Genomic DNA, 20,609 nt, shown 5'->3' on the forward strand with positions numbered 1-20,609 from the left:
CATCGCAGCCCACCGGGAGGCACGACGTGGACGGTAGCGCCCAGATCGAGATCGAGGTCCTGACCAGCCTGGCACAGATCGAGCCGGCGGAGTGGGATGCCTGCGCCTGCCCCGAAGCGGCCGATGGCGGTCCCCCGAACGACCTCTTCACCACGTACCGCTTTCTTTCGGCGCTGGAGACTTCGCGCTCGGTCGGAACCGGCACCGGCTGGCAGCCGCGGCACCTCGTGGCGCGGTCGGGCGGCGACGTGATCGCGGTCGCGCCGCTCTATGCCAAGGGACACAGCCAGGGCGAATACATCTTCGACCACAACTGGGCCCACGCCTACGAGCGCGCGGGCGGGCGCTACTACCCCAAGCTGCAGATGGCGGTGCCCTTCACGCCCGCCACGGGGCGGCGGTTCCTGACCAGGCCCGGCTGGGAAGAGATGGGGCGCGCGGCCCTCGTGCAGGGTGCCGTCCGGCTTGCCGAGGACAACGGCCTGTCCTCCGTGCACGTGACCTTCTGCACCGCGACCGAGGCGCGTGAGGGCGAGGCCATGGGCCTCATGCACCGCCACAGCCAGCAGTTCCACTGGGTCAACGGCGACTATTCCGACTTCGAGGATTTCCTCGCCGCGCTGAGCTCGCGCAAGCGCAAGAACATCCGAAAGGAGCGCGAACGCGCGCAGGCTTTCGGCGGCGAGATCGTGGCGCTGACGGGCGACGCGCTGCGGCCCGAGCACTGGGACGCGTTCTGGGTCTTCTACCAGGACACCGGCGCGCGGAAATGGGGGATGCCCTACCTGACGCGCGCCTTCTTCGACCGGGTGCAGGAAAGCCTGCGCGACGACGCACTTCTGGTGCTCGCCATCCGCGACGGACGGCCCGTGGCGGGCGCGCTGAACTTCATCGGGCGCGACGCGCTTTTCGGCCGCTACTGGGGCTGCCGCGAGGATCACCCCTGCCTGCATTTCGAGCTGTGCTATTATCGGGCCATCGACTTCGCCATCGAACGGGGCCTGTCGCGCGTCGAAGCCGGCGCGCAGGGCGAACACAAGCTGGCGCGCGGCTACCTTCCGGTGGCGACCCATTCGCTGCATTGGGTGCGCGACGAGGGTTTCGCCGACGCCATCGCGCAATACCTCCAGGCCGAGCGCGCCGCGGTCGACCAGGAGATCGAGGTTCTCACGTCATGGGGACCGTTCAGGAAGGCCAACGTGGAGGAACGCGAATGACGACGCCGCACAAGCTGGAAGGCATCGACCGTGAAAAGGCTCTGGCCGCGCTGGAGGAGCATGGCTGGTCGCCGGCCGAGGGGCGGGACGCGATCGTCAAGACCTTCGTCTTCGACGACTTCAACGCGGCGTTCGGCTGGATGACACGGGTCGCGATGGTGGCCGAACACATGAACCACCATCCGGAGTGGTTCAACGTCTACAAGACCGTGAAGGTCACGCTGGCCACCCACGATGTCGGCGGGTTGTCCAACCTCGACGTGGCGATGGCGTCCAAGATGGACCGGCTGGCGGGCTAGGAGTTGGAAAAACCGGCATTTCCAGTTGGAAATGCCGGCAATTCCATTGCCCCGGACGCCTCAGATCACCTCGAGCAACGCCTCGCCCGTGGAAATCGCGCATTCGCCAGGCTTTTCGAGCTGCAGGTGCGTCACGACCCCGTCCTGTGCCACCAGCGCATAGCGCATGGACCGGTCGTAGAAGCCGACCTCGGGCTTGTCGTAGTTCAAACCCAGCGCCCTGGTGAAGCCCGCGTCGGCATCGGCGAGGAGGGTGATGCCCGCCTCCGTCGCGCCGCTCGTCTGCCCCCAGAGCCGCATGATGTGGGCATCGTTGACGGAGACGCAGATGATCTCGTCGATGCCCTTCTCGTCAAAGTGCGGCTTGGTGCGCACGAAGCTCGGCAGATGCTTGCCGTCGCAGGTGGGCGTGAACGCGCCCGGCACGCCGATGATGACGACGCGCCGGCCGGAGGTCAGGTCCGACAGGGACACGGTTTCGGGCCCCTGCGGGCCTATGCGGGGGAATGTCGCCGCCGGGAGGGGATCGCCGATCTGGATCATGATTTTCCCGATGCCTCAGAGCGTTTCGAGCAGTTGCTCGCCACGGGAGATGTCGCAGACATTCGGCTCGTCGACGTTGGCGTGGGTCACGACACCGTCGTCTAGGACCACGGCATAGCGGTTCGACCGTCCGTAGAGCCCGATGGGCGGTGCGGTGAAGTCCATGCCGAGCGTCTTCGTCAGCGACCCGTCCGCGTCGCCGAGCATGGTGATCCCGGCATCCTTCGCGCCCGTCGCCTCGCCCCACGCCTTCAGCACGAAGGGATCGTTGACCGCGATACAGATGATCTCGTCGATTCCCTTGGCGCGGAAGTCCTCTGCGGTGCGAATGAAGCTCGGCAGGTGCGAGGTGCTGCAGGGGCCGGTAAAGGCGCCGGGCAGGCCGAAGACCACGACGCGGCGGCCCGCGACGTACTCCGCAAGATCGACGGTTTTGGGCCCGTCTTCGCCAAGGGTCACGAGTTTCGCTCCGGGAAACCTGCTGCCGATTTCTAGGGACATGTCTTCGCCTTCATGCAATTGCGTTTCATCTCCCCGCCGATATAGGTGAATGCGATCGCCGCGCCAGTAGGGGGAGAGACGCATGGACAGGATCGTGGTCGTCGGTGCGGGCCAGGCCGGCGCATCTTGCGTGGCAAGGCTGCGGGCCGAGGGATTCACGGGGGCCATCACGCTGATCGGCGAGGAACATGTGCCGCCCTACCAGCGCCCGCCGCTGTCCAAGGCCTATCTGCTGGGCGAGATGGCGCTGGAGCGGCTCTATCTCCGGCCCGAGAGCTACTATGCCGAGAACGGGATCGAGCTTCTGCTCGATACGACGGTCCAGGCCATCGACCGGGCTGACCGCAAGGTCATCGCCTCGGGTCGTTCGATTCCCTACGACGCGCTGGTGCTGGCCACCGGCTCCGTTCCGCGCCGCCTGCCGGGCAGCATCGGGGGCGAGCTTGAGGGTGTCCATGTCGTGCGCACGCTGAAGGACGTCGACGAGATGGCACCCGAGATCGTGCCGGGCGCCCGCGCGCTGATCGTAGGCGGCGGCTATATCGGCCTGGAGGCGGCGGCCGTCTGCCGCAAGAAGGGGCTCGACGTGACATTGATCGAGGCGGCGGAGCGCATCCTCGCGCGCGTCGCCTGCCCCGAGACCTCGGCCTGGTTTCGCGACCTGCACAAGCGGCACGGCGTCGACCTGCGCGAGGGGGTGGGGCTGACCTGTCTCGAGGGTGTCGATGGGCGCGTCGCCGGCGCGATCTTCTCGGACATGACCGAGCATCCCTTCGACGTCGTGATCGCCGGCATCGGCATCACGCCCGCCACCTCGCTTGCCGAGGCTGCGGGACTGGTCATCGAGAACGGCATCCGCGTCGATGCCCATGGCCGCACGTCGGATCCCTCGATCTGGGCCGCTGGCGATTGCGCGAGCCTTCCGTGGAGGGACGGGCGCATCCGGCTCGAGAGCGTGCAGAACGCCATCGACCAGGCCGAGGCGGTCGCCCGCAACATTCTCGGCGCGGGCGAGGACTACGTGCCGCATCCATGGTTCTGGTCCGACCAGTATGACGTGAAGCTGCAGATCGCGGGGCTGAACACCGGCTACGACCGGATCGTGGTCCGTGACATGGGCGAGGCGCGGTCGCACTGGTATTACGCCGGCGACACCCTTCTTTCCGTGGACGCGATGAACGACCCGCGCGCCTACATGGTGGGCAAGCGCCTGATCGAAGGGGGCAAGTCGCCCGATCCGGTGGCCGTCGCCGACGCGGAGACCGACCTCAAGGCGCTCCTTCGGGCATGAGGCGCGCGTGAGGATCGTCGCCGGACGCTGGCGGGGCAAGACGCTCGCCGAAGTGGGCCAGGGCGATGCCGGGGCGCATCTGCGCCCGACCACTGACCGGGTGCGCGAGAGCCTGTTCAATCTTCTGACAAATGGCAAACAGGGCGACGCGGTCACCGGGGCACGGGTGCTGGACCTGTTCGCCGGGACCGGCGCGCTCGGCCTCGAGGCCCTGTCGCGCGGCGCGGTGCAGGCGACCTTCATCGACGACGGATCGGCGGCGCGCGCGCTTTTGCGCGAGAACATCGCGCGGTGTGGCGCCCAGGGCGTCACCAAGGTGTTTCGCCGGGACGCCACCGACCTTGGCGAAATCCGCGGCGCGCCTTTCACGCTGGTCTTCCTGGACCCGCCCTACGGGATGGGCCTCGGCGAGGATGCGCTGGCCTCTGCGATCGCGGGCGGCTGGATCGCGCCCGGTGCCCTTGTGGCATGGGAGGAGGCCGTTGATCCCGTGCCGCCGCCGGGTTTCGAGGTTCTCGACGCGCGGAGTTATGGGGCAACGCGAATAACGCTCCTGCGGGCGCCATGAACCGCCCTATCCATCTTCGCGCACGCCAAGGCCCCTTGCGGTCCAGTGTCGGGCGCTTCCGTCCTGACGCCCGTGGGTAGCGGCGCGCACCACTGCCCGGCCTGCGGCACGCCCCTTCCCGCGATGACGCGTTATCCGTGGTATATCTGCGCGCTCTGCCGCGAACGGATCACCGACGCCGAGGGCGTCCCGCTCGAATTCGCGAATACCTCGATTTCAGGCGGCTTCGCGTGGCGCCGCGCGGGCGATGAGACCTTTCACGAAGCGCGGGGGTATCTGGGGCTTCTCGATGGCCGGCCCGTCCGCGTCAGCGAGGCGCGGTTCGGCGGCATCGTCGCCGAGCCGATGGCGTCACCCAGCGCCGTTGTCGGCCCGATCCTTGCCGAAGGGGAAGACGACCGCCCCAGGGGACGGCCGCCTCACTCGTGACGGGGGCACTCGTTACGGGGGCACTGGGCCCGTTCCCAACATAGCGCGAGCGCGCAGGCTGCAACGAGGGGGAAAGGCCGAAGATCTTCCCCGCGAAGGCAAAAGCCGGGAAACCACATGTCGCGGGTCTTGTTAACGAAACCTCATTATGGGACCCTGACAGTCAAACGAGCACAATTTCAAGAAAACCCGACAGGCCCATCCCCATGCAGGAGACCCGCCCGGACGCCTCGGCGCTTCTCGCCTCCGTTTTCGGCTTCGACGGGTTCCGGCCGGGCCAGGAGGAGATCGTCGGCGCCGTCGCGGCGGGCAAGAACGTGCTCGCCATCATGCCGACGGGCGGGGGCAAGTCGCTGTGCTTCCAGTTGCCCGCGCTGATGCGGGATGGCGTCACGGTCGTGATCTCGCCGCTCATTGCCTTGATGCGCGACCAGGTCCGTGGGCTCAAGGAAGCCGGGGTGGATGCGGGCGCGCTGACCTCCGGCAATACGCCCGAGGAGACGGACGCGGTCTGGCTTGCGCTGGAGGAGCGGCGTCTGAAGCTTCTCTATATCGCGCCGGAACGCCTCGCGTCGTCCGGCACGGAACGGATGCTGAAGCAGGCGGGCGTCGCGCTCATCGCGGTGGACGAGGCGCATTGCGTCAGCCAGTGGGGCCATGACTTCCGCCCCGACTACCTGCGGATCGGGGAGTTGCGGCGCACGCTCGGCGTGCCGCTCGCCGCCTTCACCGCGACCGCCGACGCCGAGACGCAGGAAGAGATCGTCGCCCGCCTGTTCGACGGCAAGCCGCCCGAGACCTTCCTGCGCGGTTTCGATCGGCCGAACCTGACCCTCGCCTTCGAGGTCAAGAACCAGCCCCGGCAACAGATCCTGAGCTACGCCGCCGCCCGCAAGGGGCAGTCGGGCATCGTCTATTGCGGGACGCGGGCCAAGACCGAGACGCTGGCCCAGGCGCTGCGGGAGGCCGGGCATTCGGCCTGCTACTATCATGGCGGCATGGAGGCCGACGACCGTCGCCAGGTCGAACATCGCTTCGCCACCGAGGACGGGCTGATCGTGGTGGCCACGGTCGCCTTCGGGATGGGCGTGGACAAGCCCGACATCCGCTGGGTCGCGCAGGCCGACCTGCCGAAGTCGATCGAGGCCTATTACCAGGAGATCGGGCGCGCGGGCCGTGACGGGGCGCCGGCGGACACGCTTACGCTCTATGGTCCGGACGACATCCGCTTCCGCCGCACGCAGATCGACGAGGGGCTCGCCCCGCCGGAACGCAAGGCCGCCGACCACGCCCGGCTGAACGCGCTTCTCGGTCTGGCCGAGGCGACATCCTGCCGGCGTCAGAAGCTTCTGGGTTATTTCGGGGAAAGCTCGGAGCCCTGCGGCAACTGCGATCTCTGCGCCAATGCGCCGGAGGTGTTCGATGCCACGACCGCCGTGCAGAAGGCGCTATCGGCCATCCTGCGCACGGGCGAATGGTTCGGCGCCGGGCATCTTGTCGACATCCTGACCGGGACGGAGACGGAAAAGGTGCGCGCGCGCGGCCATGACCGGCTGCCGACCTTCGGGGTCGGGACGGAGTTCGACCGCAAAGGCTGGCAGGCGGTGTTCCGGCAGATGATGGGCCATGATCTCGTCCGGCCCGACCCCGCCCGCCACGGCGCGCTGCGCCTGACGGAGGCCGCGCGGCCGATCCTGCGCGGCGAGGCGGAGATCGCGCTCAGAAAGGACACCCTGACCACCGGCACGAGGCGGCCCGCCGCCAAGGCGCTGGTGTCCGAGGAGGACGCGCCGCTTCTCTCGGCGCTGAAGGCCAAGCGCCGGGCGCTGGCCGAGGCTGCGCGTGTCCCCGCCTACGTCATATTCACCGACCGCACGCTGATCGAGATGGCCGAGACGCGACCGCAGAGCCTCGACGAGATGGCGCGCATCTCGGGCGTCGGGGCGACGAAGCTGGAGCGATACGGCGCGGCCTTCCTGGAGGTCATCACCGGCGAGGCCGAGGCGCCCGCCCATCCCGCGCGACGCAAGCTTGCCGGCCGCGAGGCGGGGGCGGTCTACGACCGGCTTCTTTCGGTGCAGGCAGACCTCGCGCGCGGCGAGACGGGGCTGGACAAGCCCCTGTCCTGTTCTTCGGCGCAGCTTGCGAAACTGGCGGACCTGCGCCCGACCGACCGCGAAACGGTCGAAAGGCTGCTCGGCGACCGGCGCGCCGAACGTTTCGCCGATGCCTTTCTGGACGTCCTGCGCGCCACGGGCTAGGTGCGCAGCTGACGAGACCCGATTGCCCAAGACCGACGAGGAGGATCGCCCGATGCTGACCGTGATTTCCCCCGCCAAGCGCCTCGACTGGACGCATCGCGACGTGGAGATGACCGCTCCGCGCTTCCAGTCCGAGGCCGAGGCCCTGGCCGGCACCGCGCGCAAGCTCTCGGTCGAGGAGCTGATGAAGCTCATGGGGATCTCGCGGGACCTCGCGGGTCTGAACGCCGAACGGTTCGCCCGTTTCGGAGAGGCCGACCTGCGGCCTGCCGCCCTCTGCTTCGCGGGGGACACATATGCGGGGCTCGAGGCCGGAACGCTTGGCGAGGACGCGCTGCGCTATGCTCAGGGCCATCTGCGCATCCTGTCCGGGCTCTATGGCCTCCTGCGGCCGCTCGACGGGATCGAGGCCTACCGGCTGGAAATGGGCAGTCGGCTCAAGACGAAGAAGGGGGCGACGCTCTATGAGTGGTGGGGCGACCGGATCGCACGCGCCCTCAACGAAGAGGCCGCGACGGTTGGCGCGGGCACGCTCGTGAACTGCGCCTCGGTCGAGTATTTCTCGGCTGTGGACCCGCAGGCCCTGAACCTCGACGTGGTGACGCCCGTTTTCCTCGAGGAGAAAGCGGAGGGGCCGCGCATCGTCAGCTTCTTCGCCAAGAAGGCGCGCGGCGCGATGGCGCGGTTCATCGTCGAGAACCGCCTGACGGAGCCCTCGGAGATCCTCGATTTCGAGACCGGCGGCTATGTCCATGCGCCGGAACTGAGCGAACCGGGCAAGCCCGCCTTCCTGCGTCGCGCGGCATCCGAGGCGGCGGCGGCCTGAGGCCGGTTCCGGAGCGATGCGTCCACGGGGCCGCCCGTGGCCGTAGTCGCGTTGCGTATTTGGAGAAAGATGAAGGGCGCGTCGGCGACCAGGGCCCGGGGGTCAGCCGTGTGGGTTCGACTTCTCGAAGGCCGCCTTCTGCGCGTCCGAAGCCTCGGTCTGGTATTTCGCCTTCCACTCGGAATAGGGCATGCCGTAGACCGCTTCGCGCGCGGTGTCCCGGTCCATCTCGATGCCCATCCCGGCGGCGGCTTCCTCGTACCAGCGGCTGAGGCAGTTGCGGCAGAACCCGGCCAGGTTCATCAGGTCGATGTTCTGGACATCCTTGCGCTCGTCGAGGTGCTGCAGCAGGCGGCGGAAGGCGGCGGCCTCCAGTTCGAGCCTCGTCTGTTCGTCCATGTCGGATCCTCCGGTTCGGCTATGCTCAGACCTCGGAAATCCGCAGCGCCGCGTCAAGCATGGGCGCGAGGCGGAGGCCCCAGGCACGCTGTTGCTCCGGCGTCGAGATCAGGTCGTTGCGGACCTCGACCAGGACATGGGGCAAGCCGTTCTGCACGCCGTGCCGGTCAAGGGCATCGCCGGGCAGGTGCCCCGAATAGGGCTGGTTGTCGCCGACGCAAAGGTCTGGCTCGGCGTTGAGCCGCGCGAGCAAGGGCAGCGCGAGCCGCGTGTCGCCGGCATAGAGCACGCCGACATGCCAGGGGCGCGGCGGGCGGCCAACGAATTGCGGTGTGAAGGAATGCACGGCGACGATCACCGGAGCCTCGCGTGCGGCGAGAAGCGTCTCGATTCCGCGATGATAGGGGCGGTGATAGAGGGCGAGGCGGCGCTCGACCTCGGCGGCGTCTGCGTGGCGGTTCGCGGCGATGATCGCGCCGTCGTAGATCTTCATGAGAAGCGTCGGGTCGTCCTCGCCCCGGTTGGGGTCGATCACCAGGCGCGAGAAATCCGACAGGATCGCCGGCGCGTCGAGCGCCTCGGCCAGCGCGCGGGCGACACCGGCCGCGCCCACGTCGTAGGCGATGTGCCGCTCCATGTCCTCGCGCGGGAGGCCGAGGTCGCCGCCGGCCACCTCCGGCGGCACACGGTTCGAGGCATGGTCGCAGGTGACGACCCAGCGCGACCGTCGCGTTGCGCCCTCGATATGGAAGGGGTCCGTCATGCGCCCGTTGCCTCGACGTGTTCCGAGGCGGGGACATAGGCGAGGCGGCGAGGGATGGAAAGGCGGCACGGCAGGCACCGGCGCGGCAATGCGCGCCAATGCGCAGTTGTCCTGCCGCCGGGAATGCGCCAAGAGGGGCGCACACCCGATGTGAGCGGTAACATGAGCCGGCCGGAACCGGCCCGATGGAACCGCCGAGGGGAAGACAGGGACGGCATACTGGACACGGGCAGAGCCATGAAACGCGCAAGAAACGTAAAGATCGTAGCCACTCTGGGCCCCGCATCCGAGGGATACGACATGATCCGCCAGCTTTTCGAGGCGGGTGCCGACGTGTTCCGCCTGAACATGAGCCACGGCGGTCATGACGAGATCCGCGCGCGCCACGCCGCGATCCGGCAGGTCGAGAAGGACACGGGCCGTCCGATCGCCATTCTCGCCGACCTTCAGGGCCCGAAACTGCGCTGCGGCAGCTTTGCCAACGGCGAGGGATACGACCTCGAGGACGGCGCGACATTCCGCTTCGATCTGGACCCGACCCCTGGCGATGCCATGCGGGTGCAGCTTCCGCACAAGGAGATCTTCGAGGCGCTCGAACCCGGTTCACGCCTTCTCGTGAACGACGGCAAGGTGCGTCTGCGGGTCGATGCCTGCGGTCCCGACTTCGCCGATTGCACGGTGGTTGCGGGCGGGCCGATCTCGAACCGCAAGGGCGTGAACGTGCCCGACGTGGTCCTGCCGCTGGCCGCCCTGTCCGAAAAGGACCGCAACGACCTCGAGTTCGTGTGCCAGCTCGGCGTCGACTGGCTCGCGCTCAGCTTCGTGCAGCGCGCCGCCGACGTGCAGGAGGCCCGGGCGCTCGCCAGGGGCCGGGCCGCGATCCTGTCGAAGATCGAGAAGCCGGCGGCGGTTCAGGCCTTCGACGAGATCCTCGCGGCTTCGGACGGCATCATGGTGGCCCGCGGCGATCTCGGGGTGGAGCTTCCGGTTCATGCCGTGCCGCCGATCCAGAAGCGCCTGGTTCGCAAGTGCCGCGCCGCCGCGAAGCCCGTGATCGTCGCCACCCAGATGCTGGAGAGCATGATCGAGAGCCCGATGCCCACCCGTGCCGAGGTCTCGGATGTTGCGACCGCGCTCTATGAAGGTGCGGACGCGGTGATGCTGAGCGCGGAATCGGCCGCGGGAAGCTACCCGATCGAGGCCGTGACGACGATGCACAACGTCGCAGTCGAGGTCGAGAGCGACACGAATTTTCCCGACATCATGCAGGCCTCCCGCGTGGTGCAGCGGAACTCGACCGCCGATGCCATCGTCGCCGCCGCGCGCGAGATCGCCGAGACGGTCGACATCAAGGCGATCTGCTGCTTCACCCAGTCCGGCAAGACCGCCGCGCTTGTTGCGCGGGAGCGTCCGCGCGTCCCGATCCTGGCGCTGACGCCGCTGATCGACGTGGCGCGGCGGATGTGCCTGACCTGGGGGATCGTGAACTACGTCACCGAGGAGCAGCACCGCTTCAAGGGGGCCGTGGTGAACGCCGCGCGCGCCGCACGGTCGGGTGGCTATGCCACCGAGGAAGACCAGATCATCGTTGTTGCGGGCGTTCCCTTCAACGTGCAGGGTTCCACCAACATCCTGCGCGTCGCCCCCTGCGCAGAGCGGCTGATCTACGCCACCGATCCCGAGTGACATATCCATGGCCATCGGCTCGGACATCCTGATCGTCATCGCGACGACGGTCTGCGTCTTTTCCATCGCCTCGGTCGTGGCGGGATGGGCGGTCAGGGTCTGGCCGGTGATGGCGCTTGTCTCGCTGGCGATCGGGCTGGGGCTGTTCGCGTTCGTGCATGTCTCGGTCGATGGCGGGCTCGCCCTGCGCGATGTGCCCGACGCCTTCATCCTCGTCGCCGCGCGTATCCTGAACTGATTGCCCGAGCTGAAGCCTTGCCAGCCCACGCCTTTGGCTGTATGCGACCCGCTCCAACGGCGCGGCCGGCCAGAACGGCATGCCGAGTCGCGCCCGAACCGACCCTACGAGACAGGAGACGGAAATGCCGAAGATGAAGACCAAGTCGAGCGCCAAGAAGCGCTTCAAGGTGACCGGCACCGGCAAGGTGGTGGCGGCGCAGGCCGGCAAGCGGCACGGGATGATCAAGCGGACGAACAAGTTCATCCGCAACGCACGGGGCACGACCACGCTGTCGGACGCCGATGCGAAGATCGTCAAGTCCTACATGCCCTACGACCGCTGAGGAGGCCGCACCATGTCCCGCACCAAAGGTGGAACCGTCACCCATCGCCGCCACAAGAAGGTTCTTGACGCGGCCAAAGGCTACTACGGCGCACGGTCGCGGAGCTTCCGCACCGCGACCCAGGCCGTCGACAAGGCCAACCAGTACGCGACGCGCGACCGCAAGGCCCGCAAGCGCCAGTTCCGCGCATTGTGGATCCAGCGGATCAATGCCGCTGTCCGCGCGCACGATGAATCGCTGACCTACTCGCGCTTCATCAACGGCCTGCTGAAGGCCGGGATCGAGGTGGACCGCAAGGTTCTGGCCGATCTCGCCATCCACGAGCCCGACGCATTCGGCGCCATCGTGGCACAGGCGAAGGCCGCTCTCTGAGATCGTCCGGAAACGGATGCTGACAGGGCCGCCTTCGGGCGGCCCTTCGCGTTCGGGGCGGACGCTTGCAATCCGGGGGGTGCGTGGTAGGTGAAACGGCGCATTCGAGAGGCACGGAGACGGCGAAGATGGACGGGTTGGATCAGCTGAAATCGGACTGGCTGGGCCGGATCGGGCAGGCCTCGGACGAGGCCGCGCTGGAAGAGCTGCGCGTCGCCGCGCTGGGAAAGAAGGGCGACATCAGCCTGCGGATGCGCGAACTGGGCAAGATGAGCCCGGAGGAGCGGCAGGTCGCGGGCCCCGCGCTCAACGCGCTCAAGGACGAGGTGAACGCCGCCCTGACCGCCAAGAAGGCGGCGCTGGCCGATGCCGCGCTGGACGAACGGCTGCGGGCCGAATGGCTCGACGTGACGCTGCCCGCGCGGCACCGGCGGGTCGGCACCATCCATCCCGTCTCCCAGGTGACGGAGGAGGTCACCGCGATCTTCGCCGACATGGGCTTCGCCGTGGCAGAGGGCCCGCAGGTCGAGACCGACTGGTACAACTTCGACGCGCTGAACATCCCCGGCCACCACCCCGCGCGGGCCGAGATGGACACGTTCTACATGGCGCGGGTCGAGGGCGATAACCGCCCGCCGCACGTGTTGCGCACGCACACCAGCCCCGTGCAGATCCGCCACATGGAGGCCTACGGGGCGCCGTGCCGCGTGATCGCGCCGGGCCGCGTCTACCGCGCCGACTACGACCAGACGCACACGCCCATGTTCCACCAGGTCGAGGGTCTGGCCATCGACCGCGACATCTCCATGGCGAACCTCAAGTGGACGCTGGAGGAGTTCTTCTCGGCCTATTTCGGCACGAAGGTCCGCACCCGCTTCCGCGCCTCGCACTTCCCGTTCACCGAGCCGTCCGCCGAGGTCGACATCCAGTGTTCGTGGGAAGGCGGCACGGTGAAGGTGGGCGAAGGCGACGACTGGCTTGAGGTGCTGGGCTCGGGCATGGTGCACCCGAAGGTGCTTGAGGCGGGCAAGATCGACCCGGCGGAATGGCAGGGCTTCGCGTTTGGCATGGGCATCGACCGGATCGCGATGCTGAAATACGGGATCCCGGATCTCAGGGCGTTCTTCGACAGCGACCTTCGCTGGCTGCGGCACTATGGGTTCAGCGCGCTGGAGGTGCCGACGGTTCACGCGGGGATGTGAGATAACCCGCTGGCCTGGCTACATTTAGCGGTCGATTGACATTTACCTCAAGATGTGGTAGAAACAGCGTCTAAGCTGAGGGGGCGAAGCCCCCTCAGCTTAGACGCTATGCGTAAATCATTGAAACGCTTGCAAAAATTCGTTAGGCGGGCTGCCGCGGCAGACATAAAGCGCTTCATCCGAGTGTTCCTTTACGATTTGGTTCGAGGTTTAGTCATCGCATCAATTATACGCCTTTTTCTCTACTAAGCATATCAAAAATATAGAAAATAAAGCCGTTCGGCTTCTTGGGTCTGCATGTCGATGACGCTCTAGGCTCCTCTTGCACGGGAGTAATGGCGATGATTGGCGACGCGCGAGATGTGTCCCGCCGCACCTCCCGCACCGCGGGACACTTCCCGCCTCAAGGAAGACCGGCACCCACCCTCCGCCGGGCTTCCCTTCCCGGGGACCTTGCGCTAATCGCCTCACGGTCACGAAGGAGCGCCGCGAGATGAAATTCACCCTGTCCTGGCTGAAGGATCACCTGGAGACCGAGGCTTCGGTCGAGGAGATCGTCGAGACGCTGACCGACCTCGGCCTTGAGGTCGAGGAGGTCGAGGATCGCGGCGCGCGGCTGCGCGACTTCACCATCGGCCGCGTCGTGAGCGCCGAGCAGCACCCCGATGCCGACCGCCTGCGCGTCTGCCAGGTGGAGACGGACGAGGGCGTGAAGCAGATCATCTGCGGCGCGCCGAACGCCCGGGAGGGGATCACCGTCGTCGTGGCCAAGCCCGGCGTCTACGTGCCCGGCATCGACACGACCATCGGCGTCGGCAAGATCCGCGGCATCGAGAGCTACGGCATGATGGCCTCCGAGCGGGAGCTGGAACTGTCCGACGAGCACACGGGCATCATCGAGTTGCCCTCGGGCGAGGTCGGTCAGAGTTTCACCGACTGGCTGGCGAAGAACGACCCCGCCAAGGTCGACCCGGTCATCGAGATCGCCATCACGCCCAACCGGCAGGACGCGCTGGGCGTCCACGGCATCGCGCGCGACCTTGCCGCGCGTGGCCTCGGGCGGCTCAAGACCCGGGACGCCGCGCCGGTGAAAGGCACCTTCCCCTGCCCTGTGAAGGTGGAGATCGACGCCGACACGCTGGACGTGGCGCCGCATTTCGCGGGCCGCCTGATCCGCGGCGTGAAGAACGGGCCAAGCCCGGAATGGCTGCAGGACAGGCTCCGCGCCATCGGCCTCAGGCCGATCTCGGCGCTGGTCGATATCACCAACTTCTTCACCTACGACATGAACCGCCCGCTGCACGTCTTCGACGCGGACAAGGTGCACGGGACGGTGCGCGTCCATCGTGCGAAGGGCGGCGAGACGCTTCTGGCGCTCGACGACCGGACCTATACCTTCGCGCCGGGCCAGACGCTGATCTCCGACGACAACGGCGTCGAGAGCATCGCGGGCGTCATGGGCGGCGAGGTCTCGGGCTGCACGGAAGACACCGTGAACGTGTTTCTCGAAAGCGCGTACTGGGACCCGATCCACACCGCCTATACGGGCCGTGACCTGAAGATCAATTCCGACGCGCGCTATCGCTTCGAGCGGGGCGTGGACCCGGACTACACCCTGCCGGGGCTGGAGGACGCGACGCGCATGGTGCTGGAGCTGTGCGGCGGCGAGGCGTCCGACGTGGTCGAGGCGGGCGCGCCCCTGAAGACGGCGCGGAGCTACCCGCTCGACACCAAGCGGGTCATCAGCCTCGTCGGCATGGAGATCCCCAAGGCGGAGCAGGTGCGCATCCTGACGAGCCTCGGCTTCTCCGCCACCGGCACGGGCGACATACTGGAGGTCTGGGTGCCATCCTGGCGGCGCGACGTGCAGGGGGAGCCAGATATTGTAGAAGAAGTTGCGCGCATCGCCTCGCTGACGAAGCTGGAGCCGAAGCCCATGCGGCGGCCGAAGCCCGGCGTTCCGGCGCCGGTGCTGACGCTGGGTCAGAAGCGCGAGCGCGCGGCGCGGCGCACCATGGCGGCGCTCGGCTACAACGAATGCGTTACCTACAGCTTCATCGACCAGGCGGCGGCCGCCCTGTTCGGTGGCGGGGACGAGGCGACGCGGCTGGAGAACCCGATCTCGTCCGAGATGAGCCACATGCGCCCCGCGCTCCTGCCGGGCCTTCTGCAGGCCGCGGCGCGGAACCAGGCGCGCGGGATGATGGATCTCGCGCTGTTCGAGGTGGGCCATGCCTTCCACGGTGGCGAACCGACCGAGCAGCACCTGCAGGCCGTGGGCCTGCTGGTCGGCCAGACCGGTCCGCGCGACCCGTTCGGCGCGCGTCGGCCGGTGGACGTGTTCGACGTGAAGGCGGACGCGGAGGCGGTGCTGTCGGCGATGGGCGCGCCCGCGAAGGCGCAGATTCTGCGCGGCGGGCCGGACTGGTGGCATCCCGGTCGGCACGGTGTCGTCTGCCTCGGGCCGAAGAAGGTCCTGGGCGTGTTCGGCGAGTTGCATCCGCGCATCCTGAAGGCGATGGACGTCAAGGGCCCGGCGATGGCCTTCACGCTCTTCCCCGCCGAAGTGCCGGTGCCCAAGGACATGGGCGCGAGCCGTGGGGCCGTGACGCTGCCGGAATTCCAGGCGGTCGACCGGGACTTCGCCTTCGTCGTGGCCGCGGACGTGGAGGCCGGCGCGCTGGTCAACGCGGCGCAGGGCGCGGACAAGGCCCTGATCGCGGGCGTGCAGGTCTTCGACGAGTTCATTGGCGGCAGCCTGGGTGAAGGCAAGAAGTCGGTCGCGCTGACCGTTCGGCTGCAGCCCACGGACCGGACGCTGACCGAGGAGGAGATCGACGCGGTCGCCGCGGCGATCGTCGAGAAGGTCGGCAAGGCGACGGGCGGGGTCCTGCGCGGCTGAGGCGATTGCACGTGCGAACAGTCGCGGTTGCGGATTTTCGTACGAAAATCCGATTCGCCGGGGCATGATGGCGGTATGTTCGAGACGCGAGAAACCGCGGCCCGCGCATTGGCCGAGGCTCTGGCCGATGCCGCGCCCGACGATCCCCTGATCCTCGCCCTGCCTCGCGGCGGGGTGCCCCTGGGCAAGATCGTCGCCGAACGCCTGGCCGCGCCGCTCGACCTTGTGTTCGTGCGCAAGATCGGGATGCCGGGCCACAGGGAACTTGCCGCCGGCGCGCTTGTGGACGGGGCCGATCCGCAGATCCTCTGGAACACGCAGATCCTGTCGCACGCGCGCCTGTCGGAAGCCGATTTCGAAGCCGAGATCGCCCGGTTGCTCGACGTCATCGCGGACCGGCGGCGGCGCTATCTGTCCGGCCGCGACCCCGAACCGGTGAAGGGCCGCACCGCGATCCTTGTCGATGACGGCGTGGCGACGGGCGCGACGATCCGTGTGGCGATCGCCGCGCTTCGCAAGGCCGGCGCCGGGTCTGTCTGGATCGCCGTACCGGTCGCACCGCGCGACACGATCCCGACGCTGAAGGCCGAGGCCGACCGCGTGATCTGCCTTGAAACGCCCGATCCCTTCATCGCCGTCGGCGCCCACTACCGCGACTTCGGCGAGGTGACGGACGAGGAGGTGGTGCGGCTTCTGTCGGGCTGAGGCGGGTTGCCCTCACGGTCTCACGGGTTACCGTCCCCCCCAAGGCAACAGAGGGACAAGGGAACATGACGCTGAAGGTCTATCTATCCGGTGAGATCCACACGGACTGGCGCGAGCGGATCACGGACGGCGCGCAAGGGCTCGACGTGGCCTTTTCCGGGCCGGTCACCGACCACGAGGCCAGCGACGATTGCGGCGTGGCGATCCTGGGCGCCGAAGACAAGAAATACTGGCACGACCACAAGGGCGCGATGGTCAACGCCATCCGTACCCGCCACGGCATCGAGACCGCGGACATCGTCGTCGTGCGTTTCGGCGAGAAGTACAGGCAGTGGAACGCGGCCTTCGACGCGGGTTATGCCGCGGCGCTGGGCAAGCCGATCATCGTCCTGTCGATGCCCGATCACCAGCATGCCCTGAAAGAGGTCCACGCCGCGGCGCTGGCCGTCGCGGAAGAGCCGGAACAGGTGGTCGACATCCTGCGCTACACGCTGACGGGCAAGCTGCCCGCGTGACGCCGCGGTCCGTCTGGCGGGGCGGTGCGACGCGCGCCGGCCGGCCGGCATGTACGCGGATTTCATCGTCGTCGGTGGCGGCAGCGCGGGCCGCGTGCGTTCGTGCCGCCGCTGGCACCCTGCCCGGCAGATCGCCTCCATCCCCCTGACGGGAGCGACGCGGCGACGGAGGCCGAGACCCGGGCACGGCCCAAGACCATCCATCATCTGGTCGGCACCTGTCGGATCGGCACCTTCCCCGGCGCAGTGGTGGACCCCGATTTTCGGGTCAGGCGCATCGCAGGCCGGAATACCAACACCCCCACCCTGAAAATTGGAGCGATGGTGGCCGATCTGATCCGGCACGCGGACACCCGAGCGCACCGCCGTCTCGGCAAACCTCCGCCGCAGGGCAGAAGCCGCTTGATCCCACGGATCGGCTGGGTTTGTGATTGGGGATGCGCGGGTGCGGCGACGCCCTTGGGGCAAGCCGTGAGACGGTGCAAGTGCTTACAAGTGGAACGACAAAAATGATCAAAGAGTTCAGGGACTTCATCGCGCGCGGCAATGTCATGGACATGGCCGTGGGCATCATCATCGGGGCGGCCTTCACGGCCATCGTGACGTCGCTGGTGGGCGACCTCATCAACCCGGTCATCGCGATCTTCACCGGCGGCATCGACTTCTCTGGCTGGTTCTATGCGCTGAACGGCGAGAGCTATCCTTCGCTGACCGCCGCGACGGATGCGGGCGCACCGGTCTTCGCCATCGGTAACTTCATCATGGCACTCATCAATTTCCTGATCGTGGCCTTCGTGGTCTTCATGCTGGTGAAGATGGTCAACCGGATCAAGGCGGCGACCGAGAAGCAGAAAGAGCCCGAGGCCGAAGAACCCGCGGGCCCGACCGAGCTTGAGGTCCTGCTGGAGATCCGGGACGCGCTGAAGCAGTCCTGAGGAGCAAGCGATGGGGGCGAGCCCTCCGGCGTGCGACTTTCGCTGGAGGGCTCCGGCCTTCCAGCTGTCCCCGACGCACGTACAGGCCAAGGGGCTTTTCGATATGATGGGCCGGACGACCTGCGCCGTGACCAATACGAAGCGATGGTGCAGTGGGCCGTAACATGGCGCGGACCGGTGGATCAGGTCCGTCCATCGGGCCGCTCGGCCAAGTGGGAGGCGGCCCGATGGCTCAGGTCGCCGACGCGGGCGGCGGGCGACGACGCAAAGTCCAGTACCAGATCCGGTAGGCCTCCAGGATCGCGAGCGGCGCGAAGTGGACGAGTGCGGCCTCCGGATGCTCCCACCTGTGCAGCGCCGCCCAATGGAGCAGGGTAAACACTGCTGCGACATAGGTTGCGCGCTGCAGGGTCTTCCAGTGACGGCCCATGACACGCTGTGCGGCATCCATCGACGTCATGGCCAGCGGCACCATGACGAGGAAGGCCACCCAGCCGGTCCATATGTAGGTCCAGTCAAGCTCCAGCAGGATGCGGTCGAGACTTCCCTTGTCGGCCAGATAGATAACCGTGTGCAACAGCGCGTAGCCGAAGCTCGCGACACCAAAATAGCGCCGGTTCTGGCACAACCACGCCGGCCCGCGCCATCCCTTGAGCAGAAGCCTCAGGGGCGAGGCGAGCAGAGCCACGATCATAAGCCGCGCGGCCCATTCCCCGGTCGGATGGAGAAGGATGCCGAGGATCTGCGGGTTGGTCGAGGTCAGCGCCTGCCAGGACCAGTAGAGCGGCGGCAGGACGAGGATCGCCCAGAGCCAGTAGGGCGACAGGGAAAGGCGCGATGTCGGCATCGAAACGGCTCCGGTTCCTTGAGTCGGTTCAGGCTATCACGGACCGGCGCGCCTTTTCCGTCGCTTACGCCTTCACGATGACCGAGGGCGACACCACGTCGATCCCGAGCGCGCGGCCCACGGCGTAGTTCGTGAGCTTGCCCGCGTGGGTGTTGAGCCCGGCGAGCAGGTGCGCGTCGTCCCGGCACGCCGCCTGCCATCCCTTGTCGGCCAGCGCCAGCATGTAGGGCATCGTCGCATTGCCAAGCGCGATGGTCGAGGTGCGCGCCACGGCGCCGGGCATGTTGGCGACGCAGTAGTGGACCACGCCATCCACCTCGTAGATCGGGTTCTCATGGGTCGTGGCGTGCGAGGTCTCGAAGCATCCGCCCTGGTCGATGGCCACGTCGACGATCACCGCCCCGCGCTTCATCGTCGACAGCTGCGCCTTCGTCACCAGCTTGGGCGCGGCGGCGCCCGGGATCAGGACGGCGCCGATCACGAGATCGGCGGTGGTGATGAGATGTGCGGTTGCATCGGCGCTGGCGTAGCGGGTCTTGAAGACGCCGCGATAGACGTCGTCGAGATAGCGCAGGCGCGGCAGCGAGCGGTCGAGCACGGTCACGTCCGCGCCCATGCCCGCCGCGACGCGCGCGGCCTGGGTGCCGACGACACCGCCGCCGATCACCACCACGTCGGCCGGGCCGACGCCGGGGACGCCGCCCATCAGGACACCACGCCCGCCATTGGCTTTCTGAAGGGCCCATGCGCCGACCTGCGGCGCGAGGCGGCCCGCCACCTCCGACATCGGCGCGAGAAGCGGCAGGCCCCCCGCGGCATCGGTCACCGTCTCGTAGGCGATGGCGGTCACGCCGCTGTCCAGCAGGTCGCGCGTCTGCTCCGGATCGGGGGCGAGGTGGAGGTAGGTGAACAGGACCTGCCCCTCGCGCAGGCGCTTGCGCTCGACCGCCTGCGGTTCCTTCACCTTCACGATCATCCCGGCCTTAGCGAAGACCTCTTCCGCCGTGTCCACGATATGCGCACCGACGCCGAGGTAATCGTCGTCCGTGAACCCCGCGCCCGCGCCGGCGCCGGTCTCGATCATGACCTCATGACCATGGGCCACAGCCTCGCGCGCCGCGGCGGGCGTCAGCCCCACGCGGAATTCCTGGGCCTTGATCTCCTTCGGGCAACCGATCTTCATGGTGCAGCCTCCCTTTCGCGTCTCTCCTGAGCCATCATGCGCCTGCGCGATGTCGATTGCTTTGATCTTCGTGGCGCGATGCGGCACAAGTGCGGGAGGATTTCCGAACTTCTGGCATAAACATGAAAGATTCTCCCGGCGAAGGCGTGCTCGACGACATGGACCGCGCCATCCTGCGTGCCCTGCAAAGGCACGGGCGCATGACCCATGCGGAGTTGAGCGAGAAGGTCCACCTGTCGCCCTCGGCCTGCCACCGGCGCGTCCAGCGGCTGGAGGCCTCGGGCGTGATCCGGGACTACGTCGCGCTTCTGAACCCGCGCGCGGTGGGGCGGATCACCACCGTCTTCGTCGAGATCCGCCTGTCGGGGCAGTCCGACGAGATCCTCGACGCTTTCGAGAAGGCCGTCGCGCGGGTGCCCGACGTGCTGGAATGCCACCTGATGGCGGGAAGCGCCGACTACCTCCTGAAGGTGGTGGCCCGCGATTCCGAGGATTTCGCGCAGATCCACCGCCGCCACCTCGCGCGGCTGCCGCATGTCGCGCAGATGCAGTCGAGCTTCGCGCTGAAGACCGTGTTCAAGACCACCGCGCTGCCGGTCTGA

General features: G+C 67.7%; 24 protein-coding genes. 18 read left to right on the plus strand and 6 right to left on the minus strand.

Annotated features, from left to right (window positions below; translation table 11 throughout):
* The first annotated feature begins 26 nt into the window (after positions 1-26).
* A complete protein-coding gene (locus N8I71_RS06610; RefSeq protein WP_262877153.1) occupies positions 27-1,217 on the plus strand; it encodes a GNAT family N-acetyltransferase in 1,191 nt (396 codons plus the stop codon).
* Positions 1,214-1,516, plus strand: coding sequence for a 4a-hydroxytetrahydrobiopterin dehydratase (locus N8I71_RS06615; RefSeq protein ID WP_262877154.1), 303 nt, complete (start codon positions 1,214-1,216; stop codon positions 1,514-1,516). The genes N8I71_RS06610 and N8I71_RS06615 overlap by 4 nt, the downstream gene beginning before the upstream one ends.
* 60 nt (positions 1,517-1,576) lie before the next feature.
* Here N8I71_RS06615 and N8I71_RS06620 read toward each other — a convergent pair whose 3' ends face one another.
* Positions 1,577-2,062, minus strand: coding sequence for a peroxiredoxin (locus tag N8I71_RS06620; RefSeq protein ID WP_262877244.1), 486 nt, complete (start codon positions 2,060-2,062; stop codon positions 1,577-1,579).
* Positions 2,063-2,074: 12 nt separating this feature from the next.
* Complete coding sequence (locus tag N8I71_RS06625; protein ID WP_262877155.1) at positions 2,075-2,560, minus strand: peroxiredoxin; 486 nt, start codon at positions 2,558-2,560, stop codon at positions 2,075-2,077.
* A gap of 82 nt (positions 2,561-2,642) precedes the next feature.
* On the opposite strand from N8I71_RS06625, the gene N8I71_RS06630 reads away from it, so the two are divergent.
* The 5 genes from N8I71_RS06630 to yaaA all read left to right on the plus strand — a co-directional run bounded on the left by N8I71_RS06630 (position 2,643) and on the right by yaaA (position 7,935).
* Positions 2,643-3,851, plus strand: coding sequence for an NAD(P)/FAD-dependent oxidoreductase (locus N8I71_RS06630; RefSeq protein ID WP_262877156.1), 1,209 nt, complete (start codon positions 2,643-2,645; stop codon positions 3,849-3,851).
* A 7-nt stretch (positions 3,852-3,858) separates the two neighbouring features.
* The gene (gene rsmD, locus N8I71_RS06635; RefSeq protein ID WP_262877157.1) at positions 3,859-4,419 is read left to right on the plus strand and encodes a 16S rRNA (guanine(966)-N(2))-methyltransferase RsmD; all 561 of its coding nucleotides are present in this window, start codon (positions 3,859-3,861) and stop codon (positions 4,417-4,419) included.
* A 123-nt stretch (positions 4,420-4,542) separates the two neighbouring features.
* On the plus strand, positions 4,543-4,848 hold the full coding sequence (locus N8I71_RS06640; RefSeq protein ID WP_262877158.1) for a hypothetical protein: 306 nt from the start codon (positions 4,543-4,545) through the stop codon (positions 4,846-4,848).
* Between the two features lie 206 nt (positions 4,849-5,054).
* The gene (gene recQ, locus N8I71_RS06645; RefSeq protein WP_262877159.1) at positions 5,055-7,109 is read left to right on the plus strand and encodes a DNA helicase RecQ; all 2,055 of its coding nucleotides are present in this window, start codon (positions 5,055-5,057) and stop codon (positions 7,107-7,109) included.
* Positions 7,110-7,161: 52 nt separating this feature from the next.
* Positions 7,162-7,935 (plus strand): peroxide stress protein YaaA, encoded by a 774-nt coding sequence (gene yaaA / locus N8I71_RS06650; RefSeq protein ID WP_262877245.1) that lies wholly within the window; start codon positions 7,162-7,164, stop codon positions 7,933-7,935.
* 102 nt (positions 7,936-8,037) lie between these two features.
* Here yaaA and N8I71_RS06655 read toward each other — a convergent pair whose 3' ends face one another.
* Both N8I71_RS06655 and N8I71_RS06660 read right to left on the minus strand, forming a co-directional pair.
* Positions 8,038-8,334 (minus strand): DUF1244 domain-containing protein, encoded by a 297-nt coding sequence (locus N8I71_RS06655; RefSeq protein ID WP_262877160.1) that lies wholly within the window; start codon positions 8,332-8,334, stop codon positions 8,038-8,040.
* Between the two features lie 25 nt (positions 8,335-8,359).
* Positions 8,360-9,097: an N-formylglutamate amidohydrolase gene (locus N8I71_RS06660; protein ID WP_262877161.1), complete on the minus strand. Its 738-nt coding sequence runs from the start codon at positions 9,095-9,097 to the stop codon at positions 8,360-8,362.
* A 237-nt stretch (positions 9,098-9,334) separates the two neighbouring features.
* Here N8I71_RS06660 and pyk point away from each other — a divergent pair, with 237 nt between their 5' ends.
* The 10 genes from pyk to mscL all read left to right on the plus strand — a co-directional run bounded on the left by pyk (position 9,335) and on the right by mscL (position 17,977).
* Positions 9,335-10,783, plus strand: a complete 1,449-nt coding sequence (gene pyk, locus N8I71_RS06665) for a pyruvate kinase (RefSeq protein WP_262877162.1) — start codon at positions 9,335-9,337, stop codon at positions 10,781-10,783.
* A gap of 7 nt (positions 10,784-10,790) precedes the next feature.
* The gene (locus N8I71_RS06670; protein ID WP_262877163.1) at positions 10,791-11,021 is read left to right on the plus strand and encodes a hypothetical protein; all 231 of its coding nucleotides are present in this window, start codon (positions 10,791-10,793) and stop codon (positions 11,019-11,021) included.
* A gap of 124 nt (positions 11,022-11,145) precedes the next feature.
* A complete protein-coding gene (gene rpmI / locus N8I71_RS06675; protein WP_262877164.1) occupies positions 11,146-11,346 on the plus strand; it encodes a 50S ribosomal protein L35 in 201 nt (66 codons plus the stop codon).
* Positions 11,347-11,358: 12 nt separating this feature from the next.
* Complete coding sequence (gene rplT / locus N8I71_RS06680) at positions 11,359-11,718, plus strand: 50S ribosomal protein L20 (RefSeq protein ID WP_262877165.1); 360 nt, start codon at positions 11,359-11,361, stop codon at positions 11,716-11,718.
* 128 nt (positions 11,719-11,846) lie between these two features.
* Positions 11,847-12,920 carry a phenylalanine--tRNA ligase subunit alpha gene (gene pheS / locus N8I71_RS06685; RefSeq protein ID WP_406676077.1) on the plus strand — a complete coding sequence of 358 codons (1,074 nt, stop codon included), beginning with the start codon at positions 11,847-11,849 and terminating at the stop codon, positions 12,918-12,920.
* A gap of 493 nt (positions 12,921-13,413) precedes the next feature.
* Positions 13,414-15,822: a phenylalanine--tRNA ligase subunit beta gene (pheT, locus tag N8I71_RS06690; protein ID WP_262877166.1), complete on the plus strand. Its 2,409-nt coding sequence runs from the start codon at positions 13,414-13,416 to the stop codon at positions 15,820-15,822.
* A 75-nt stretch (positions 15,823-15,897) separates the two neighbouring features.
* Positions 15,898-16,527, plus strand: coding sequence for a phosphoribosyltransferase (locus N8I71_RS06695; protein WP_262877167.1), 630 nt, complete (start codon positions 15,898-15,900; stop codon positions 16,525-16,527).
* Between the two features lie 65 nt (positions 16,528-16,592).
* Positions 16,593-17,042 carry a YtoQ family protein gene (locus N8I71_RS06700; protein ID WP_262877168.1) on the plus strand — a complete coding sequence of 150 codons (450 nt, stop codon included), beginning with the start codon at positions 16,593-16,595 and terminating at the stop codon, positions 17,040-17,042.
* Positions 17,043-17,144: 102 nt separating this feature from the next.
* Complete coding sequence (locus tag N8I71_RS06705) at positions 17,145-17,555, plus strand: GMC oxidoreductase (RefSeq protein ID WP_262877169.1); 411 nt, start codon at positions 17,145-17,147, stop codon at positions 17,553-17,555.
* Positions 17,552-17,977: a large conductance mechanosensitive channel protein MscL gene (mscL, locus tag N8I71_RS06710; RefSeq protein ID WP_262877170.1), complete on the plus strand. Its 426-nt coding sequence runs from the start codon at positions 17,552-17,554 to the stop codon at positions 17,975-17,977. The genes N8I71_RS06705 and mscL overlap by 4 nt, the downstream gene beginning before the upstream one ends.
* A 232-nt stretch (positions 17,978-18,209) precedes the next feature.
* Here the strand turns inward: mscL and N8I71_RS06715 are convergent, their stop codons facing one another.
* Together N8I71_RS06715 and ald are read right to left on the minus strand one after the other, a co-directional pair.
* Positions 18,210-18,824, minus strand: a complete 615-nt coding sequence (locus tag N8I71_RS06715) for a protein-methionine-sulfoxide reductase heme-binding subunit MsrQ (protein ID WP_262877171.1) — start codon at positions 18,822-18,824, stop codon at positions 18,210-18,212.
* Between the two features lie 64 nt (positions 18,825-18,888).
* Positions 18,889-20,007 (minus strand): alanine dehydrogenase, encoded by a 1,119-nt coding sequence (gene ald / locus N8I71_RS06720; protein WP_262877172.1) that lies wholly within the window; start codon positions 20,005-20,007, stop codon positions 18,889-18,891.
* A 122-nt stretch (positions 20,008-20,129) separates the two neighbouring features.
* On the opposite strand from ald, the gene N8I71_RS06725 reads away from it, so the two are divergent.
* The gene (locus tag N8I71_RS06725) at positions 20,130-20,609 is read left to right on the plus strand and encodes an Lrp/AsnC family transcriptional regulator (RefSeq protein WP_262877173.1); all 480 of its coding nucleotides are present in this window, start codon (positions 20,130-20,132) and stop codon (positions 20,607-20,609) included.

The organism is Roseicyclus sediminis, assembly GCF_025515305.1.
Lineage (GTDB): Bacteria > Pseudomonadota > Alphaproteobacteria > Rhodobacterales > Rhodobacteraceae > Roseibacterium > Roseibacterium sediminis.

Coding starts and splice junctions, on each gene's coding strand:
- pheT (WP_262877166.1), top strand. CDS start 13,414: ATGAAATTCACCCTGTCCTGGCTGAAGGATCACCTGGAGACCGAGGCT.
- pyk (WP_262877162.1), top strand. CDS start 9,335: ATGAAACGCGCAAGAAACGTAAAGATCGTAGCCACTCTGGGCCCCGCA.
- mscL (WP_262877170.1), top strand. CDS start 17,552: ATGATCAAAGAGTTCAGGGACTTCATCGCGCGCGGCAATGTCATGGAC.
- N8I71_RS06640 (WP_262877158.1), top strand. CDS start 4,543: ATGACGCGTTATCCGTGGTATATCTGCGCGCTCTGCCGCGAACGGATC.
- N8I71_RS06615 (WP_262877154.1), top strand. CDS start 1,214: ATGACGACGCCGCACAAGCTGGAAGGCATCGACCGTGAAAAGGCTCTG.
- N8I71_RS06700 (WP_262877168.1), top strand. CDS start 16,593: ATGACGCTGAAGGTCTATCTATCCGGTGAGATCCACACGGACTGGCGC.
- yaaA (WP_262877245.1), top strand. CDS start 7,162: ATGCTGACCGTGATTTCCCCCGCCAAGCGCCTCGACTGGACGCATCGC.
- rpmI (WP_262877164.1), top strand. CDS start 11,146: ATGCCGAAGATGAAGACCAAGTCGAGCGCCAAGAAGCGCTTCAAGGTG.
- N8I71_RS06725 (WP_262877173.1), top strand. CDS start 20,130: ATGAAAGATTCTCCCGGCGAAGGCGTGCTCGACGACATGGACCGCGCC.
- N8I71_RS06655 (WP_262877160.1), bottom strand. CDS start 8,334: ATGGACGAACAGACGAGGCTCGAACTGGAGGCCGCCGCCTTCCGCCGC.
- pheS (WP_406676077.1), top strand. CDS start 11,847: ATGGACGGGTTGGATCAGCTGAAATCGGACTGGCTGGGCCGGATCGGG.
- N8I71_RS06660 (WP_262877161.1), bottom strand. CDS start 9,097: ATGACGGACCCCTTCCATATCGAGGGCGCAACGCGACGGTCGCGCTGG.
- N8I71_RS06630 (WP_262877156.1), top strand. CDS start 2,643: ATGGACAGGATCGTGGTCGTCGGTGCGGGCCAGGCCGGCGCATCTTGC.
- recQ (WP_262877159.1), top strand. CDS start 5,055: ATGCAGGAGACCCGCCCGGACGCCTCGGCGCTTCTCGCCTCCGTTTTC.
- ald (WP_262877172.1), bottom strand. CDS start 20,007: ATGAAGATCGGTTGCCCGAAGGAGATCAAGGCCCAGGAATTCCGCGTG.
- N8I71_RS06670 (WP_262877163.1), top strand. CDS start 10,791: ATGGCCATCGGCTCGGACATCCTGATCGTCATCGCGACGACGGTCTGC.
- N8I71_RS06625 (WP_262877155.1), bottom strand. CDS start 2,560: ATGTCCCTAGAAATCGGCAGCAGGTTTCCCGGAGCGAAACTCGTGACC.
- N8I71_RS06715 (WP_262877171.1), bottom strand. CDS start 18,824: ATGCCGACATCGCGCCTTTCCCTGTCGCCCTACTGGCTCTGGGCGATC.
- rplT (WP_262877165.1), top strand. CDS start 11,359: ATGTCCCGCACCAAAGGTGGAACCGTCACCCATCGCCGCCACAAGAAG.
- N8I71_RS06695 (WP_262877167.1), top strand. CDS start 15,898: ATGTTCGAGACGCGAGAAACCGCGGCCCGCGCATTGGCCGAGGCTCTG.